This window comes from Iodobacter fluviatilis (genome assembly GCF_004194535.1).
Lineage (GTDB): Bacteria > Pseudomonadota > Gammaproteobacteria > Burkholderiales > Chitinibacteraceae > Iodobacter > Iodobacter fluviatilis_A.
The window spans coordinates 1,079,379-1,096,861 of sequence record NZ_CP025781.1 but is presented as its reverse complement, the minus strand read 5'-3'; the positions used below and the strand labels follow the sequence as shown (position 1 = coordinate 1,096,861).

The following is a 17,483-nucleotide window of genomic DNA, read 5'->3' as shown; positions in this document are numbered from 1 at the left end:
TTTTTGATGCTTAGACTGATGCATGATGGGAATAAGGGACATCTTCAATCGGCTTTGCTGTGAAATGATGAATGTTGATTGAGCTCGGAGGGGGTGTCGATATCAAAAAGCACTCCAGCATCATCTAAGGGCAATAATTGAAGGTGTTTTGCATGGGTTATGAGTTGTGTTTTGGCTCCGGAATCGCCGCTAAGTGAGATGAGTTCGCTGTAATACGCAGCGCCAAAGCCGACCGGATGGCCGCGCTGGCCGTCATAGCTGGGCGCAACGATTTTGTCATGCCTGATGTGTGCAGCGAGGTGGCGCAAGGTATCGTTTTTTAGATGCGGCATATCGGCAAGAGCAATGAGCCAACCTGCGGCGTCGGGGCGTTTTTTTACCCCATGAGCGAGGCTGTGGCCCATGCCTAGGGCCGCAGTTGGGCAATGGGTGTAAGCAATACCCACCTTGTCGAGTAGCGTGGCGTGCTCCTCATCTTGAGCTCCGAGTACGATCAGCGTGTCGGGCAGAACAACTTGCAAACGGCGCGCGGCGATTAGCATTAGCGGCTCACCATTAAGCAGTGCTAGTCGTTTGTCAGAGCCAAAGCGGCGGGACTGACCCGCAGCCAGTAATAGTCCACAGATGCCATGTTGGCGCATACATTCTCCTCGTCTCAATAGGGCAGGCACTTTTTGGGGGGAGGTTATCTTATTTACATGCCGATGCTAGGGAGCAGGAGGATAGCGGGGATTTGGCTAGCTGCTGATTACGGCACATCACGAGTTCAGCGAGGATAGAAATGGCGATTTCAGCAGGGGTGTGGCTGTGGATAGGTAGTCCAATTGGCGCATGCAAGTGTGCTAATTCAGCGGCGCTTACATCCAGCGTGAGTAAGCGTTCGCGGCGTTTAGCTGCACTGGCATGAGAGCCAATTGCGCCAACATAAAAAGCATTGGTTTTGAGCGCTTCCATTAACGCCATATCGTCAATTTTTGGGTCGTGGCTGAGCGTAACAATGACGGTGCGCTGATCGGGTAAAAACGCCAATACAGCATCGTCGGGCATCCCGTCTAGCCAGCACACTTCGCCTCCTTGCCAGTTCTGGCGTTGCTCGATTCTTGGGTCGTTCAAAAAAATAGCAAAATTGAGTGAGGGGGCCATTTGCGCTAAATATTCAGAGACCTGCCCTGCACCAATCATCAGTAAGCGCCAGCTTGGGCCAAAAACCTGCCGTAATTCCCCGTTATGGAAGGATAAAGGGCTGTCTTTGCGGGTAATGCAAATTTGTGATTTTTTGCTCTGAACATTGAGTCGTCGCTCGATCAATTGGCGCGTAGAAATGGCGTGGATAAGTTGTTGGAGCATTTCCAGATCGTTGAGCCGTTCAACCAGCAATTCCAGGGTTCCACCACAGGGTAATTGGAAATGACGTCCTTCTTCTGCGCTAAGGCCATAACGGATGACTTCAATTTTTTCTGGAAATTGGGCGGAAAAACGGCGTATTAGATCGTCTTCAATGCAGCCTCCTGAAACCGAACCGGCAAAATCACCTTCCATGCTGACTGCAAACAGCGAGCCGAGTGGGCGCGGTGCCGAGCCCCAGGTGCGAACGATCGTCACCAGTGCCACCGCCTTGCCCTGAGCCAGCCAGCCCAATGCGTTGTTTAATACTTGAAAGTCGACTGTATTCATAGGGTGTTAATTTTTTTGAAAAAGGGGGCTTTCCGATAGATTGTGGTTTGTTAAAGCATTCTGCTGTGAGTTGGCATTGCTGCAAAAAAGCAGTTCCCCTTGTGAAAGGGAAAATGACGCTACTTACTTGAAACAGAATCTGGGGATGTATCGCAGGGCTTTAATGTTTCTCGCTACGGAAGGCCTTGATCTGTTCTGCGCTTACATCTGCTGCTTGTCCACCCCAAGTCGCGCGTAGGAAATTCACCAGTTGCGACATTTCTAAGTCAGACAGTGTTCTGGCAAAGCCAGGCATTTCCTGCATCGTTACATTGTTTGGGAATTTTTGTTCAGCAATGCCGTCTAGCGTCGAGACGATCAGGTTTTGCGGATTGATATCGCGCAGCGTTGAATTGCCTTTCATTGCGACGGAAACATTGGGTTTGCCTTGGCCTTCAAGCCCATGGCAGCCTGCACAGACTGCAATATAAGTGCGTTGTCCCGCTTTGAGTAACGCGGCATCCGCCGAAATTGTTTTTAACGGTTGTGGAGCAGGAGGAGTGTCACCCATCAGATACGTGGCTATCGCAGAGATATCTTTACCACTCATATGCTGAGTAGAGAAGTGCACTACCGGATACATTTCGCCATAAGCCGAGCCTTGGGGCGCAACGCCTTTGGCAAAGAAGGTCGCGAGGTCTGTTGTCGTCCAGCCACGTGCGGCGAGGCCGCTTGGCGTAATGTCGGGTGCTCCGATGCGGTCGAGTTTGGGATTACCTTGGTAGCTTTGGGATAAATCAAGATTCCCTGCCATGGTGCGTGGTGTATGACATTCGGCGCAGTGGCCTAGGACATTGGTGACATAACGACCTCGCTGCCACTCGGCCGAGGCACCGCTTGAAACATCAGGCAGTTGATCTTTAAGAAATGCGCTTTGCCAGAAGAATAGCCCTGGCCGGAAGCTAAAAGGAAACGACAGGCCGTTTTCTTTATTGGCCAGAGCCACCGGTTTTTTCGTCATTAGGTAGGCATAAATGGCATCGCTGTCTTCCCGAGTCATCGATTTATATGAGGCATAGGGCATCGCTGGGAAGAGGCGATGTTTCGGTGTAATTCCTTCGGTGACCGCAGTGAAAAAATCGTCGGCGCTCCAAGCACCAATACCGTGTTCTTTATCAGGGGTGATATTGGTACCGTAAATAACGCCAAATGGGCTGTGGATTGGGTAGCCACCCGCGAAGGGAGCCCCGCTGCCGTCTTTGGCCGTATGGCAAACCATACAGTCCGCAGCCTGAGCAAGGTATTGGCCACGCTTGATCTGGTCGGCCGGCGCAGGTTTGGATGCGACCGAGTCGCTGGCTGAGCAGCCGCTCAATAATACGGCGGCTAAACCTGCTACTGCGAGCAGAGTACTTTTTATCACACCGCTCATTTGATCAGCCCAGGCGTAGTGAGAATGACATCTTTAACGGCTTCGAAATAGCGTACATAACCGGTGCAGCGGCAGAGATGGCTATCGAGTGCATGGGTGATGGTTTCTTCTACTTGCTCTTTGGCGACGGGTTCGCGTTGGAGTTTTTCAATCAGTACCGTTGCAGCATTAACAAAGCCTGGTGTGCAATAGCCGCACTGAAAGCTGTAATGCTCTAGGAATTTTTGCTGAATGGGCGAAACTGCAACCACTTCGCCCTTGTCATTTTTCTTGCCATGACCTTCGATCGTACGAATTTTCTTACCATTAAAAAAATGTGCACCCGTAATGCAGCTGCGGATTTCTTCGCTGGTGCCGTCGGTGTTATCCAGAATCACCGTACAGGCGCGGCACACGCCTTGGCCGCAACCAAAGCGCGAGCCGGTGAGGTTGAGGTATTCATGCAAAAAATCGATCATCATCAGGCCTTCCGGCACGTCAAGAGTGACGTTCTGACCATTGATATGGACGGTGAGTGCTTGCTGGGCGATGGTCATGCTAAGACCTTTTGAATTTTTTCTGGTGTGACGGGTAAGTCAGTAAAACGATGGCCGATGGCGTGTGCGATACCATTCACAATGGCGGCAACAACGGGGATCATGACCACTTCGGCGATGCCTTTGTTGGGGTCGGTTGCACTAATCGGCGGGAGAATGTCGCAAGTTTGCTTCCACACGGCGACGTCACGTGAGCGCGGTATTTTATAACGATTGAAGTTCCAAGTGCCGTTACCGGGGCCCTCTTCGTACAGAGGCAAGTACTCGTACAGGGCATGACCAATGCCTTGCGCCAAGCCGCCTTGTAGTTGGCCCGACACCAGTTGTGGCGAAATTTGATTGCCACATTCCATAATGGAATGATGCGACAGCAGCTCCACTTTGCCGCTTGCTTCATGAATCACCAATTCAACCAGCGTGCCCACGGCGCTGTAGTAAGTTACCGAGGCGTTATTCATTTGTGTCGTGGGTAAATAGACTTTGCTGCGATCCAAAACGTGGTAAGCACCCTTGGTCGTCATTTTGGCTTTTGTCGCCGAATCGGCACCGTCGCCATAATGCAGCGAAAGAGCATCAATCGGCAGGCGCGTGGTTTTGCCTTGCAATACAAAATCGGCTTCGGCCCATTGCCAGCGGTTGAAAACATGCACCGCAGCGCCAGTGACCAAGCCTAGCTCGTGGGCTTTTTGTGCCAATTGTTGTAGTGGCAGGGCTTGCATACCACCGGCGGAAAGCTTGCCGTTGACCCAACGTGCATCTTCCATGCGAACAACCATCGGATTAGCCTGACCACCGCCAAGACCTTGGCGCCAGATTGCCATTGCGGCGGGCCACAGGCCTTGGGTAAAGACGACGCGCGCTGCTTCTTGCGTACTATGGGTGTAGTAATACGCCGAATTGGTTGCACTGGCGGGGGATGCGTAAGCGGGTGACCAGCGCGGATTGGCCGAGAGTTTATCTTGCTCAGCCTGATTCATGATGTAGGGGTTACCCGAGCTGATGACAGGAAGATCATCCCATTCGAGTACCGAAGTGCGAATTTCATCGGCGGGCAGCCCCAGCCATTTAGCGACCGCAATGGCTTGCGAGGTGCTCATGCCGGTGCCAATTTCGGTGCCGGTGTGGTGCAGGCTAATTTTACCTGCGGAGCTGATTTCAACCTTTGCCAGCGAGGATTCAGCGCCGGAGCCAAAGTCTTTTTGTACGCAGGCAAAGCCGACCCCATAACGCTGACCAAGGTGAGCGGCTTCAAATTCTGCTTTTTTCTTGACGCGATTGAGCCACAGCGGATGGACTTTGGCTTTTTCTAGAATTTCATCAGCACGCACTGCGCCGCCCGGAACGGCCCCCTGTGTGTTTTTCATCCCTGATTTAAGGACATTCTTTAAACGAAATTCAATGGGATCAATGGCTAGTTTTTCGGCAATTTCGTCTACCGCCATCTCGGTGGCGGACATCGATTGCAAGGTTCCGTAGCCGCGTGCTGAACCGGCATCGATGGCACGCGAAGCATGGCCGACGGCGGTGAAGTCATTTTTTGGAAAGTAATAAATAGACTGGCAAGCAGTAGCCGCGACCATCATGATGGTTGGCGTGAAGTTGACTCGACCTCCGCCATCGCCAGAAAAATCCGCTCGAAACGATTGCAGTAGACCGGTTTGCTTATTGACGGCAATGCGATAATTTATTTTGATGGCATGACGTTTTAGTGCCGCTTGAAAATGCTCAAAGCGATCATAGGCGAGTCGAACGGGTTTACCATCACCGTATAGCGCACAGACGAGGCCATAAAAAGGCGTGTTGACATGATCTTTCGATCCATAGCCAACCGTGTAGCAGGGGTGGACAAAGAGGTTTTTGAGCGGAAAGCGGCTATGCGCAATCATTTCAGCAGCCTCTACGGACACTTCCATCGGGCCTTGCACCGCCAACACCATATGCATTTCTTGCTTGATGGGGTCGTACCAGCAATTGGCATTTTCTGGCTCGAGAGCGGCTAAATCACTCGATTGTGTTTGGTATTCACGCTCGAAGACCAGCCAGTCGGCGGGCGGCGTATCGAGTTCTTGTTTGATTTTATTGGCATAAAAAATACCTTGTTCGCCGACATTGCCATGGTCTTTGCCATCGGGCCAAACGGGTAGGCGTTTACGCATCATGCTTGGGAAAATAGGCGCGTCTTTCAGGCTAGAAAACGTATCGTCGGAAAACGGAGTTGCGCCGCCAACACGTACAAAGCGCCACGAAGCCCAAGGGTTGCGCTCTAGCGGGCCAGTTACGGCTCCGTAACGAATCACATCATCGCGAAATTGTAGTTTGTTATGCGCAAAACGGAATTTGGCAAAGTCATGAAAAATCAGAATGGCCACAACATGGCCAAGATACGCTGCCGTTTTTCCCTTAGGCAACAGCATATCGTCGCCATAAAACGGAGGGAATTTCACGCCATCGCGAGCTAAATCTTCAGCCGTTACAATTCGATCTGGTTTGAGATCGTCGCCGAGTATTGTAAGGTCAAAGCCTTCGTATGATCGATCGGCTTGCGTGGTGCGTAATAGCAGAGCGTGCGACTGTTCTTTTGGCCAGTTTGGCATGTCTTTGGCGCGAATATCGCGTGCAAATATTTTGGCTCCCGATACCTTGGCCAGGCCGTCAATCCGGAATTTTGCCAGGCCTTCCTGCGTGTTCCATTGTATTGGCTGCAGAATTTTTTCTTCAAATAAAGCGGCGTAGGCTTTGCTGCCAAACGACGCGACATATACCGAAACCCCAGCCGCTACACTGGTTTTCAGAAAGCCGCGACGTGACATATTAAGTGGATCCATTGTGGCACCTCAATAATATTGCTCGCCAAGTATTTAGTATTTTAAAAAGGCGCTTCGCCCCACCGTTGACTAGCAGCCTGTCGGACTTAAGCGATCGTAGCGAGGGAAAGACCGGTTTGAGACAGATTTCGTGGGTTTTTGAGGCGAATAGCTGGCTATTCAACGAGAAAATGCGTGAAATATGGCCAAATCCGGCTTTTCCGTAGTAGATCAGTCTTAAGTCCGACAGGCTGCTAGATAACCGAGTCCTCGTAGTAAGGTTCAAACCACACTTCGCAAAAAATCACGATCAAATTTAGTCAGTTTAAAATAATAGTGTGTCAATATAATGAAAGAAATCTATTGTCCATTTATACCATAGGTTGCCTAAACGAAAGAATTTTTCGTGACAGAGGTAAGCGCCCAGTTTTTCCCTCTACGCGGTACGGCCTTTTTTCTTCATGAATTGGCCGGTACTGTGCTAACGATCATTCACCCTCGTCGCCGCTCAGTGGCCTAGACAGGCCGAAATGATTTTTTCCCACCCTGCTTGTCGGCTGAAATGGCCCTCCAACATCGCCCCTGCCCAGCGAGAATTCCAATATATCGCCGTGGATTGACTGGCAAGGCATGTCAACATTTTAAGCGTTGAAGGAATAGCAGAAAAATAAACCTGAATTATTTAAAAAACGAGTTTATGAACAGGCCAGACTTAACGCTTAGAGATGACGCATGGCACGACCCAGCGGGTATTAGAATTTTTTTTCGCAAGAGGATGATCAATGATCGCCATTAAGCCGCAGAGAAGCGGGAAAGCATTAATAAGATCAATTTACTCTGCTAAATGGGCTAAATGGGCTGAATTTATTGATTATCCTATTTGCCGGATAATCTTGGCCGGATTGCCCGCAATAATCACGTTATTGCCAAAAGACTTAGTGACCACTGCACCCGAAGCCACAATGACATTATTGCCTAAAGTAACACCGGGGTTAATGGTGGCATGCCCGCCTATCCAGCAGCTATCACCAATATAAATAGGCTTTGCATAGCAGATACGCTGGTTTCTCTCTTGCTCGTCAATTGGGTGAGTGGCGGTATAAATACCGACCTGTGGGGCAATAAAGCAATTGTTGCCAATTCGCACTTCGGCTACATCTAGAATAACTAAACCAAAATTAGCAAAGAAGTTTTTACCAATATAAATATTGCTGCCGTAATCACAATTAAAGCTTGGCTCTATATAAGCATTTTTGCCACATTCACCCAGCAACGATTTTAGAATGCGTGTGCGTTTTTTTAATTTAATAATAGACGTCTGATTAAATTTTTCGGTCAATAAACGCGCCGCCGCACGCATTTTGATAAGCTCTTTATCAGATGGATCGTAATGCTGGCCAGCCCGCATTTTATCTGCTTCCTTCATTGAAATCACCTTTGTAATGCTCTATTTTGTTTGCGGTTAATGCTTAATAACCCACCGTAACTTGCTATTTTAATCCTCAACAGAAAGAACTGACTACGCATGTTTTTCTCTCAAGATCAATTAGGAAAATAGATTTTTATTTTATTGGCATAATATTTGATATTTAAATTAAAAAGTGCATAGAATGGCACTTCTTATCGTGCAAATCAGCTGATCCCTATGATTCTTCGTGGCCCTTATCTTCCTGAACTTTTGCGTGCAGAAACGCTTGCTGATTTGCTAGAAAGTACTGCTCAGCGTATTCCTGATCACCCTGCTATTTATTGGCAAAACGAGGTATTGAGCTACAGCCAGCTGAACCAGCGTGCCGATCTAGCCGCGCATCATTTAATTCACTTTGGCGTAAAAGCGGGGCAGATGGTTGGCCTGTGCCTGCCGCGTGGTGCTGAGCTACTCGTAATGCAGGCAGCGATTGCTAAGGCGGGTGCGGCTTGGCTGCCGTTTGAGGCAGATACCCCGGTAGAGCGCATGCAGGTTTGCCTAGAAGACGCAGCGGCGGTGGTGCTGATTGCTGAGGGCGATTTAAGCGCTGCGGGTGTAGCCGTATTAAGCGCCGCGCAATTATCTGCACCGGTGGCGGGCGTTTTGTTGCGCCGTGAAGGCTTACTGCCTAGCCATCCTGCTTACGTGATTTACACATCCGGATCAACCGGCAAGCCTAAGGGCGTGCCGATTAGTCAGGGCAGTATTTGCCACTTCTTGCGCAGCGAAAACTCAGTGTTGGGTGTGCGTCAGGATGATAAGGTTTATCAGGGCTTCTCGGTGGCCTTTGATATGTCGTTTGAAGAAATCTGGATCAGCTATTTGGTAGGCGCTTCCCTTTGGTTAGCACCTAAAATCCTGACAGGCGATCCAGATGCTTTGCCTGCAGTATTAAATCAAGAAAAAGTTACCGTGCTGCACGCCGTGCCGACCTTGCTGGCGCTATTTAGCCAAGAAGTACCCAGCTTACGGATTATTAATCTGGGCGGCGAAATGTGCCCAGAATCTTTAGTAGAGCGCTGGGCCACGCCAGAGCGACAAGTGTTTAATACTTACGGCCCAACTGAATGTACGGTATCGGCCAGCCTGGCCCAATTACGCCGTGGCCAGCCAGTAACCATCGGCAAGCCGCTGCCCAATTACGGCCTCTTGGTGCGCAGCGAAGATGGCCGCTTGCTGCCACAGGGTGAAACCGGCGAGCTGTGTATTATTGGCCCCGGCGTGGCGGATGGTTATTTGGGCCGACCTGATTTAACCGCTGAAAAATTCTTCGATAATCCCTTTTCAAATCTCGAAGAATTCCCGCATGAGCGGCGTTTATATCGCACTGGCGATTTAGCGCGTATCGATGAAGCAGGCCAAGTTCAATGCTTAGGCCGCACCGATGATCAAGTGAAAGTGCGCGGGTTTCGGGTAGAGCTGGGCGAAATTGAAGCCTCCCTTTGCCAGATTGCCGGTGTTGGCACGGCGGCAGTGCTGCTGCGCGAGCTGGCAGGCATCGATCAGCTGGTGGCGTTTGTGGTGGCAGATGGTGTGGATGCGGCTCTTTTAAGAAGCGAGCTAAAACGCAGCCTACCGCCTTATATGATCCCAGCCCGCTTTGAGTTTATGAGCGAATTGCCAAGGCTGACTTCAGGAAAAATCGACAGGAAAACCCTTAAAGCACGCGAGCTGATTCTGCCAACTGGCAAAAATATGGAAAGCGATGAGCCCGTAAGCGATGCAGAAAAAGCCTTGTTTGCAGCACTGGCCACGCTATTCCCCGGCCAGCCTTTACGCCTAGTGGGTGATTTTTTTGGTGAGCTGGGCGGGCATTCCTTACTGGCGGCGCGATTGGTCTCTATATTGCGGCGCAATCCAGCTTATGGCGGCATGACGGTGCAGGAGATTTATCAAAGCCGCACCTTACAAACGATTGCTACTCGGCTAGATGCTCTAGCACTAAGCCAGCCAGAAATCACGCAGGCAGAGCCAATACGCCGTGTGCCATTCATTAGGCGGCTGCTGTGCGGCAGTGCCCAGCTGGCTACGCTGCCGTTTTTAATTGGCCTGAGAATGTTGCTGTGGTTAGCGCCGTTTTTTACTTACCACTTTATGACCGGTGATGAGGGCGATAGCTTAGCTGTGGCGGTTGCTACGGCCATTTTGGTATATCTGGGCAGCCTATTATTTAGTTTTGCGATTGCTATCTGCGGTAAGTGGCTGATTTTAGGGCGGCTGGCGGCAGGGCGCTATCGGCTGTATGGCTTTACTTATTTCCGCTGGTGGCTAAGCGATCGCTTGCTGGATATTACTCCATTGTATTTTCTGACCGGCTCGCCTTTGCAATCGCTGTATTTGCGTGCGCTGGGGGCAAAGGTTGGCAAAAACGTGGCGCTATCGGCGCTTACCGTGCGGGTGTTTGATTTACTCAGTATTGACGACGGCGCAAGCGTGGGGGCATCGGTCAATTTTGAAAACTTCAGAGTGGTGGGCGATAGCTGGGAAGTGGGGCCAATCCATGTGGGCAAGGATGCCTATATCGGCTCTTATGCCGTGATGCAATCGGACACCAGCGTGGCCGATTTCGGGCGGCTAGAAGGCTTATCTGCCTTATCAGTTGGGCAAAAAATTGCCGCCAGCGAAGTGTGGAGCGGCTCTCCAGCGCGTAAAAGCAATGAGCTGATCCCAGCTGTGCCCACCCGCCCAGTGCGTAATTCTGCCTTGCGTGGCTTGCATGGTTTGGCCTATGCAGGCGGATCGGCCTTGGTTGCCATCTTATTTTTTGTGCCGGTCTTTCCCAGCTTTTTACTGATCGATTGGCTAGATGCGCATTGGTTTGATCTCACCGAGCAGGGCGTGGCGCTGCCTGAAGCGTTTATGTTTTATCTGATGCTGGCACTGCCTGCCAGTGCGGTACTGATTGTGCTGACTCTGCTCGGCTCTGCTGCGGTGCGTTGGATGCTGCTGCCGCGTAATCCGCTAGGAAGCTGGCCGGTGTTTGGACCTATGTATTATCGCCGCTGGCTGACCAATCAGATTCAGGAATCCAGCCTAAATATTCTGCATGGCCTGTATGCATCGGTGTATGCAGGCTGGTGGTATCGCCTGCTGGGTGCAAAAGTGGGCCGTGGCACAGAAATATCCAACGCCATTGGCGTCGTGCCCGATCTACTTACGCTGGGCGAAGATAGCTTTATTGCCGATGCCGTTATGCTGGGGGATGAAGACATTGATCGCGGCTGGATGACGCTGCGCCCAACCGTGGTGGGCAATCGCAGCTTTGTGGGCAATGGTGCTTATGTGCCCGATGGCAGTATTATTCCTGACGATGTGCTGATAGGTGTGCAAAGCCGCTCGCCCGCTAATGAGCGGATGCAGCCCGGCCAAACTTGGTTAGGTAGCCCAGCGTTGTCATTACCACGGCGGGAGCAAGTCAGCGGCTTTGCCGATAGCCTCACCTTTCGGCCAAGCTTGGCGCGTCGCTTAGCCCGTGGTGCGGTAGAAGCCTTACGCACCGTGATGCCGCTGGCGGTGATCATTACCGTAGGCTATCTCACCGTATTAAAAGTCATGCCCTTTGCCGAGCGGGAAGATTTTCATGGCGTATTTTGGGCGCTGATGATGGCCGGTGTTTTATACGGGGTGGGCTCATTCATCTTTATTGTGGCGCTGAAATGGCTAATGATAGGCCGCTATCGCCGGAATGAAGCCCCAATGTGGACTTCCTTTGTATGGCGCAGCGAAGCGCTAACCAGCCTTTACGAATCCATCGCCGTGCCCAACTTTTTTAACTTTTTACGCGGCACCCCGTGGCTACCTATGGCATTTCGCTGCATGGGCTGCAAGATTGGTAGTGGCGTATTTATGGATACCACCGACATCACAGAGTTCGATTGCGTCAGCATCGGCGACGATACGGTGATGCACGCATGGTCTGGCCCGCAAACCCACTTGTTTGAAGACCGCATCATGAAAATTGGCCACGTAGAAATTGGCCGCGGCGTAAGCGTAGGCACGCGCAGCACCATCCTTTACGACGCCATCGTCGGCAACGGCGCCCGCCTTGGCCCGCTCACGCTGGTCGTCAAAGGAGAAACCATCCCCGAAGGCCAAGCATGGACCGGCAGCCCCGCCGTACCTTGGCACACGTGCCGTAGCTGATTGTTTAATATTTGCTGTCACTGGCGCTGTTTAAAAACAGCGCCAGTGACAGCAAATATTGGGAATTATCTTATTTTTCTTACTTATAAAATACAAATTATTGTGTAGTATCCTTGTTTGAAATTGCGTTATGCTTACATATCTATCTTGATATTTATTTGGCTGCAATGATTCTCAAATCCCCCGATTCATAACAAGCCCAGCTTGACGAGCTTAATAGCCTGCTTACCCAAGCAAACCTAAGCGCTAATCAGCGCGACTTAATTACCAAAGAAATTTATATGCTCAAGCAGGGTGTGCTGGGTGAGCAGAATAGCGAATATGAAATTAATTTTTATCTGAAAGACTCAACAAAATGGGCAGTGATTCACGACCTGCGCATTGAACACAATGGCCGAGTGGCACAAATTGATCATTTATTGATTAATCGCTTTCTGGAAATCTATGTTATAGAAACCAAAAATTTTAGTGCAGATTTGCAAATCAATGAGTTGGGCGAATTTACGGCTTGGTATAACAAAAAGCCCATTGGCATCCCCAGCCCGCTGGCACAAAATGACAAACACATTGAAGTACTAAAAGCACTCTGCAAAACCCTGCCCTTACCTACCCGCCTTGGCCTTACCTTAATGCCAAGCTTTACCAGCGTGGTAATGGTCAGCAATAAGCAGCGTATTACCCGCCCCCAAAAATTAGATACCAAAAACATTATTAAAGCAGAGCAAATTCTGGAATGGTTAACTAAGACAAATGTTGATAATGCAAGTATTGGAACTGTTTTTGGTAGCTTAGCCAAGATGGTTAGCCCTGAAACAGTAATGGAAATTGCCGAGCTATTTACCAGACACCACCGCCCTTTAAAGCCCGATTTCAAAGCAAAATTTGGAATCAAAGCGCCCACTGAGGTTCCCGTCGTTCAAAAGCCTGAAGTGCAAGCGCCTGCACCGCAGCCAGAAGTGGTGACGGCAGCTATTACAGCAGAAGAAACAACCAAGCTCACTAGCTCCAAATTAGCCGCAAAACTTGGCCTTAAGAATACTCAGGAATTAATTGATCAATTGCTTGAGAAGGGATTTGTAGAAATTGTCGATGGCAAAACAAAAATTACTGATCAAGGGAAAGTAGCGGGTGGCGAGGCCAAATTCAGCCCTAGATTTGGGGCATATTTTATTTGGCCTGAGGGTTTGATTGGTTAGGGTTATTGGATATGGTTCTGGAGTATGCCGTTCTGACGCTAGCCCTACGGCAGCTCCCATCGTTGCGTGGCATATTTGCGTCTAAGTATTTGTAGGGCTACTGCTAGATAGGGCTGCCCATCAATTGGGTGTTGATATATGAACAGCATTGGTAAATTGAGCTTATGAGATTCCATTCCGACGGTCCTTCCATACCTGATAGTCTCTTAGAAAAAAGTGATGCACGCAGTGTCGTTTTTTTGTGCGGCGCAGGGGTTTCATTGTCATCAGGAATGCCAACTTTTTTCCAGCTAACTAAAGATGTTATTAGTTTTTTTGATCCGCCTGCTGATTCAGAGATTATGGCCGCATTTCAGCCATGGCTGAGAGAGGAAAACAAGGACTATATTGCGAATGCTCATCAATCTGCAGCGAATGTTCCTTTAGACCAGATTTTTAATTTACTTCACCTTGAGTATGGCAAAGATGAGGTTAACGCTCTGGTCACAGAGCGGTTAAGTATTCGCCAAGAAGGCAATGATTTTGGGAGTCAGCATGCCTTGATTAAGCGGATCTCTTCGAGTCAGAGTGGCGTGCCGCAGATTGTCACGACGAACTTTGATCGATTATTTGAGCTAGGAGAGAACGGAGAGCATCTAAAACGGCATGTGCCACCTGCTTTTCCTGATCTGAACTTTGGAGCGAATATTGAAGGGATCACGTACTTACATGGGCGACTGGTTGATGTCGCTTCTGAAAGTCATCCTTACGTATTAAGTAGCGCGGACTTTGGACGTGCTTACCTTTCGGAGGGATGGGCTACAAATTTTATTAGGCACCTTCTCGAACGATATACGGTCGTTTTAGTCGGCTATCAGGCAGAAGATCCTCCTGTTAAATATCTTCTTCAGGGTCTTAATCATGACGGTAAGTATGATCGGTCTAGACTCTATGCCTTTGACCTTGGGTCTTCTGAGAAGATCGAAGCCAAGTGGCGTGACCGAGGTGTTACTGCCATCGCTTTTTCTGCTTTTTCTGAACTATGGAAGAGCATGGAGGCTTGGGCAGACCGGGCCGATGATCCGCGCAAGTGGTGTGCATCCATAATCGCTAAGAGCCAGCAGGACCCGAAGGGTCTGGCCCCTCATGAGCGTGGACAAGTTGCTCACGTCCTTCGTACCGTGCAGGGCGCTAAATTATTTTCGGAGGCTGATCCAGCACCCCATCCAGAATGGGTGTGTGTAATGGATGCGAATATCAGGTCAACCACGTTGAGTAGTGGCTATGGTGATGATGCAGGAACCTTCGATCCTAAGGCCGCATATGGACTGGATGATGATGTGAGCGGTGCTCTTGAGGATGGACGTAAGCATGGCATTGGTAATCACAACCTCCTTGTCTGGGCCAATAAAGACGAGACCCCAAGTGATTTTTATCGAGTTATGGGGTGTTTCGAGGCGCTCCCCAAAAGGCTCGGGCATCTTATACCTTGGATCAGCAAGTCTATTGATAGCCCGATGTTGGCTTGGTGGGCGATTCAGCAGAGCAGACTACATCCCCAATTACGGCAAGCGATCGAGGGGCAAGTAGCCAATCCGGAGATACTTAGCGAGCGAGCTCGACATATTTGGAACCTCATCCTTGAATACCATCGTGCCCCTCGCAATCTTCAGAGGATAGACGACTGGTCTGCTTTGAAGAAACGCATCAAGGTAGAGGGATGGACTGCTGGTGTTTTACGAGAATTCCGGAGGGTTTCGACTCCACGTTTGGAGATTAAATCTCCTCGTGGCTTGAGGCAGTCAAGACCGCCGTGCTTGCCTTGGGATAAAGTTAATTTCGATAGCTTAGGGCAGTGGGAAGTTGTGTTCCTTGAGTGGTATCGAGAAGATTTATATATCCCAGACGATCTGTTGTCTCAGGTATTGGGCATCTTAGAGGATCAACTAACTATCGCCTCAGGTTTACTAGGGGATATCGGGACCGTTTACTTTCGCACTCCGACCTTATATCCAAACCGTGAGGTGAATGGAAAAGAACACATTACGAAAGCAGCTAAGGCTCTACCATGTTTCGTTCAACTTTTTGACCGCCTGGCCGCCACACAGCCAAAGCTGGCGCATGCACACGTAACGGCTTGGCCTGTGTCAGATAAGTTCTTTTTTCGGAAGCTCAAGCTGTATGCGTTTAGCAAGGTTGATGTCTTCGATGCCGACTATGTTGCCGAGCAGGTTTTGTTGCTAGATCAAGATACATTCTGGGATAGGGATGTAGTTCGAGAACTTCTTTTCCTAATGGCTGATCGATGGGGGCAGTTCTCTGAGGTTGGCCGAAATAAACTGACTGATCGCATTTTGACAGGCCCCGATCAGCGCCCCAACGGGTCTGATGAAGAGTTTCCAAGGTTGCGGGATGAGTTCGCTGCCAGATATGGCCGCTATCTCGAACTACAGGGGTGTGAGCTGGCGGTTGTTCGTAGTGAGCGGCTTGCTGAAATGATAAAGGGCATTTCGGGATGGAACGACGGTTGGGTTGCATCGGTGGTGACCAACTGGGGCTCGCGAATCGGGAGTATCAGTGTAGATAAAAACCCCGATGTTATTTTGAGTCTTCCTGTAAACGAAATAGTTTCCAGAGCAATGGAAGAGCACTCATCGGATTTTGGCAGTTTCACAGAGAAGCGACCTTTCGCTGGATTGGTGAAACTGAAACCTCGGAAGGCGTTATCTTCGCTGACTGTTGAAGGTAAGCAGGGCAACTATCCTGAGGTTTTTTGGTCGTCCATGATTAATGACCTTCAAGCAAATATCTCGCCTAGATTAAGACGGGTGTTCCTGCACCGAGTTGCACGACTTCCTAATTCGGTTACTGCTGAATTGAGCCATACCTTAGGGCGATGGCTCGAAAAAAGCTTGCTTACGGCTCTTGAGTTTGATGATGACCTTGGCTGGACTGTTTACGATCACATCGTTGATGGCATCTTCAGTGGTGACGAAGAGGCCGCACAGAGCAGTATTGGCGAAATCAGTTATGGTGGAAATGTCATTTTACGGTCGCGGCGCACCATTGACCATGCGATCAATGGCCCCGTCGGAATGTGCATGAAGGCCCTTTTCCATACCGTACCCAGAGATACGCAGGCGGCTGTGGCGCGAATCCCTGATCACATCAAGTCTCGTGTTGAGCGCCTGTTTTTGGCACCGGGTGAGGGCTCAGATCATGCTGTATCGATAGCAAGCAGCCAGTTGAACTGGCTCATGTTTGTTGATCCTGCTTGGACCAAGGAACGTCTTATTCCAATGTTAGATTTTGAACATCCAGCTGCGGAACCAGCATGGAACGGGTTTCTTCATAGCGGGCCTTTGCCTTCCCAGCCGTTGATAGAGATGATTAAACCGCTCCTGTTTAGTCTATTCCCGTGGGTCGAAGGGGGTTCGTGGGATCGCGATCTCTCGAGGGTGGCTGCTGAATGGCTAGGCGATATGCGGGTATTTCATCCTAATGAGCCAAGCGGTCTTTCAGGAGGCGAAATGCGCTCGGTCCTTCGAGCGATGTCTGATGACACTCGGAACAGCTTCATTTCATGGTTAGGTCATATTGGAAGGATAAGCGATAACGGTTGGGAACAACACGTGATCCCCTTAATTAATGGGGACTGGCCGAAAGAGCGTCGATTCCTGACTACCGCATCGATGAGTGCGTGGTTCGGCCTGCTGGTTGACACAGGCGATCATTTTCCTGCTGTCTACGAGGCGGTAAAAAAGTTCTTGGTAGCTGTTGATACCGATGATCTTCAGCTCTATCAGTTGATTGATGAGGGCGATAATCAAAAGCCGATTGCCGTCCTATTTCCTGAAACGACGCTTGATTTTTTGAACAGAGTTATACCTCCAGTTGTTCTACGATTGCCATATGAATTACCTGAAGCGCTTGCTCATATTGTAGAAGTTAACCCTGACCTAACTTCAGATCCTCGTTATTTGCGTCTTATCGATTTGGTTGAACGAAGCTAAATTTCGTATTTTTGGCGACCTGAATTGATTCTGACTTTCTGAACAACTCAGAGGACTTAGAGGTCGTAACCTTGAATGAAGTCGAACGTAAGCAAAGGCCGAATTAATGTCTTTGCTTACCTACGATTTTGTATCAGTGTTATTTGGCGTTAGCCTAAAATAGTCAGCGTTTGCGATCGCAAATCATCTAAGTTTTTGATAGCCATATATTTTCAGCCTTTTTTGCGATTCAGGAATCTGATTAACCTACAAACTCAAG

9 protein-coding genes are annotated in these 17,483 nt (G+C 49.7%); 3 read left to right on the top strand and 6 right to left on the bottom strand.

Going from position 1 to position 17,483, the window contains the following annotated elements; translation table 11 throughout:
- Positions 1 to 44 precede the first annotated feature (44 nt).
- The 6 genes from C1H71_RS04760 to C1H71_RS04735 form a co-directional block, all read right to left on the bottom strand.
- Positions 45 to 641: a nucleotidyltransferase family protein gene (locus C1H71_RS04760; RefSeq protein ID WP_130105545.1), complete on the bottom strand. Its 597-nt coding sequence runs from the start codon at positions 639 to 641 to the stop codon at positions 45 to 47.
- A gap of 49 nt (positions 642 to 690) precedes the next feature.
- Positions 691 to 1,674: an XdhC family protein gene (locus C1H71_RS04755; protein WP_130105544.1), complete on the bottom strand. Its 984-nt coding sequence runs from the start codon at positions 1,672 to 1,674 to the stop codon at positions 691 to 693.
- A 160-nt stretch (positions 1,675 to 1,834) separates the two neighbouring features.
- Positions 1,835 to 3,076: a c-type cytochrome gene (locus C1H71_RS04750; protein WP_223145989.1), complete on the bottom strand. Its 1,242-nt coding sequence runs from the start codon at positions 3,074 to 3,076 to the stop codon at positions 1,835 to 1,837.
- 5 nt (positions 3,077 to 3,081) lie between these two features.
- Positions 3,082 to 3,621, bottom strand: a complete 540-nt coding sequence (locus C1H71_RS04745; protein WP_130105542.1) for a (2Fe-2S)-binding protein — start codon at positions 3,619 to 3,621, stop codon at positions 3,082 to 3,084.
- Positions 3,618 to 6,446 (bottom strand): xanthine dehydrogenase family protein molybdopterin-binding subunit, encoded by a 2,829-nt coding sequence (locus C1H71_RS04740; RefSeq protein ID WP_130105541.1) that lies wholly within the window; start codon positions 6,444 to 6,446, stop codon positions 3,618 to 3,620. The genes C1H71_RS04745 and C1H71_RS04740 overlap by 4 nt, the downstream gene beginning before the upstream one ends.
- A gap of 850 nt (positions 6,447 to 7,296) precedes the next feature.
- On the bottom strand, positions 7,297 to 7,851 hold the full coding sequence (locus C1H71_RS04735) for a sugar O-acetyltransferase (protein WP_130105540.1): 555 nt from the start codon (positions 7,849 to 7,851) through the stop codon (positions 7,297 to 7,299).
- Positions 7,852 to 8,070: 219 nt separating this feature from the next.
- Here C1H71_RS04735 and C1H71_RS04730 point away from each other — a divergent pair, with 219 nt between their 5' ends.
- From C1H71_RS04730 to C1H71_RS04720, 3 genes are all read left to right on the top strand, one after another.
- Positions 8,071 to 12,036, top strand: coding sequence for a Pls/PosA family non-ribosomal peptide synthetase (locus tag C1H71_RS04730; protein WP_130105539.1), 3,966 nt, complete (start codon positions 8,071 to 8,073; stop codon positions 12,034 to 12,036).
- Between the two features lie 281 nt (positions 12,037 to 12,317).
- A complete protein-coding gene (locus C1H71_RS04725; RefSeq protein WP_130105538.1) occupies positions 12,318 to 13,232 on the top strand; it encodes a nuclease-related domain-containing protein in 915 nt (304 codons plus the stop codon).
- 164 nt (positions 13,233 to 13,396) lie between these two features.
- Positions 13,397 to 17,224: an SIR2 family protein gene (locus C1H71_RS04720; protein ID WP_130105537.1), complete on the top strand. Its 3,828-nt coding sequence runs from the start codon at positions 13,397 to 13,399 to the stop codon at positions 17,222 to 17,224.
- Positions 17,225 to 17,483 lie beyond the last annotated feature (259 nt).

Excerpts from the sequence above, each read along its gene's own strand:
- C1H71_RS04760 (WP_130105545.1), bottom strand. The coding sequence starts at position 641 with ATGCGCCAACATGGCATCTGTGGACTATTACTGGCTGCGGGTCAGTCC.
- C1H71_RS04755 (WP_130105544.1), bottom strand. The coding sequence starts at position 1,674 with ATGAATACAGTCGACTTTCAAGTATTAAACAACGCATTGGGCTGGCTG.
- C1H71_RS04745 (WP_130105542.1), bottom strand. The coding sequence starts at position 3,621 with ATGACCATCGCCCAGCAAGCACTCACCGTCCATATCAATGGTCAGAAC.
- C1H71_RS04740 (WP_130105541.1), bottom strand. The coding sequence starts at position 6,446 with ATGGATCCACTTAATATGTCACGTCGCGGCTTTCTGAAAACCAGTGTA.
- C1H71_RS04735 (WP_130105540.1), bottom strand. The coding sequence starts at position 7,851 with ATGAAGGAAGCAGATAAAATGCGGGCTGGCCAGCATTACGATCCATCT.
- C1H71_RS04730 (WP_130105539.1), top strand. The coding sequence starts at position 8,071 with ATGATTCTTCGTGGCCCTTATCTTCCTGAACTTTTGCGTGCAGAAACG.
- C1H71_RS04725 (WP_130105538.1), top strand. The coding sequence starts at position 12,318 with ATGCTCAAGCAGGGTGTGCTGGGTGAGCAGAATAGCGAATATGAAATT.
- C1H71_RS04720 (WP_130105537.1), top strand. The coding sequence starts at position 13,397 with ATGAGATTCCATTCCGACGGTCCTTCCATACCTGATAGTCTCTTAGAA.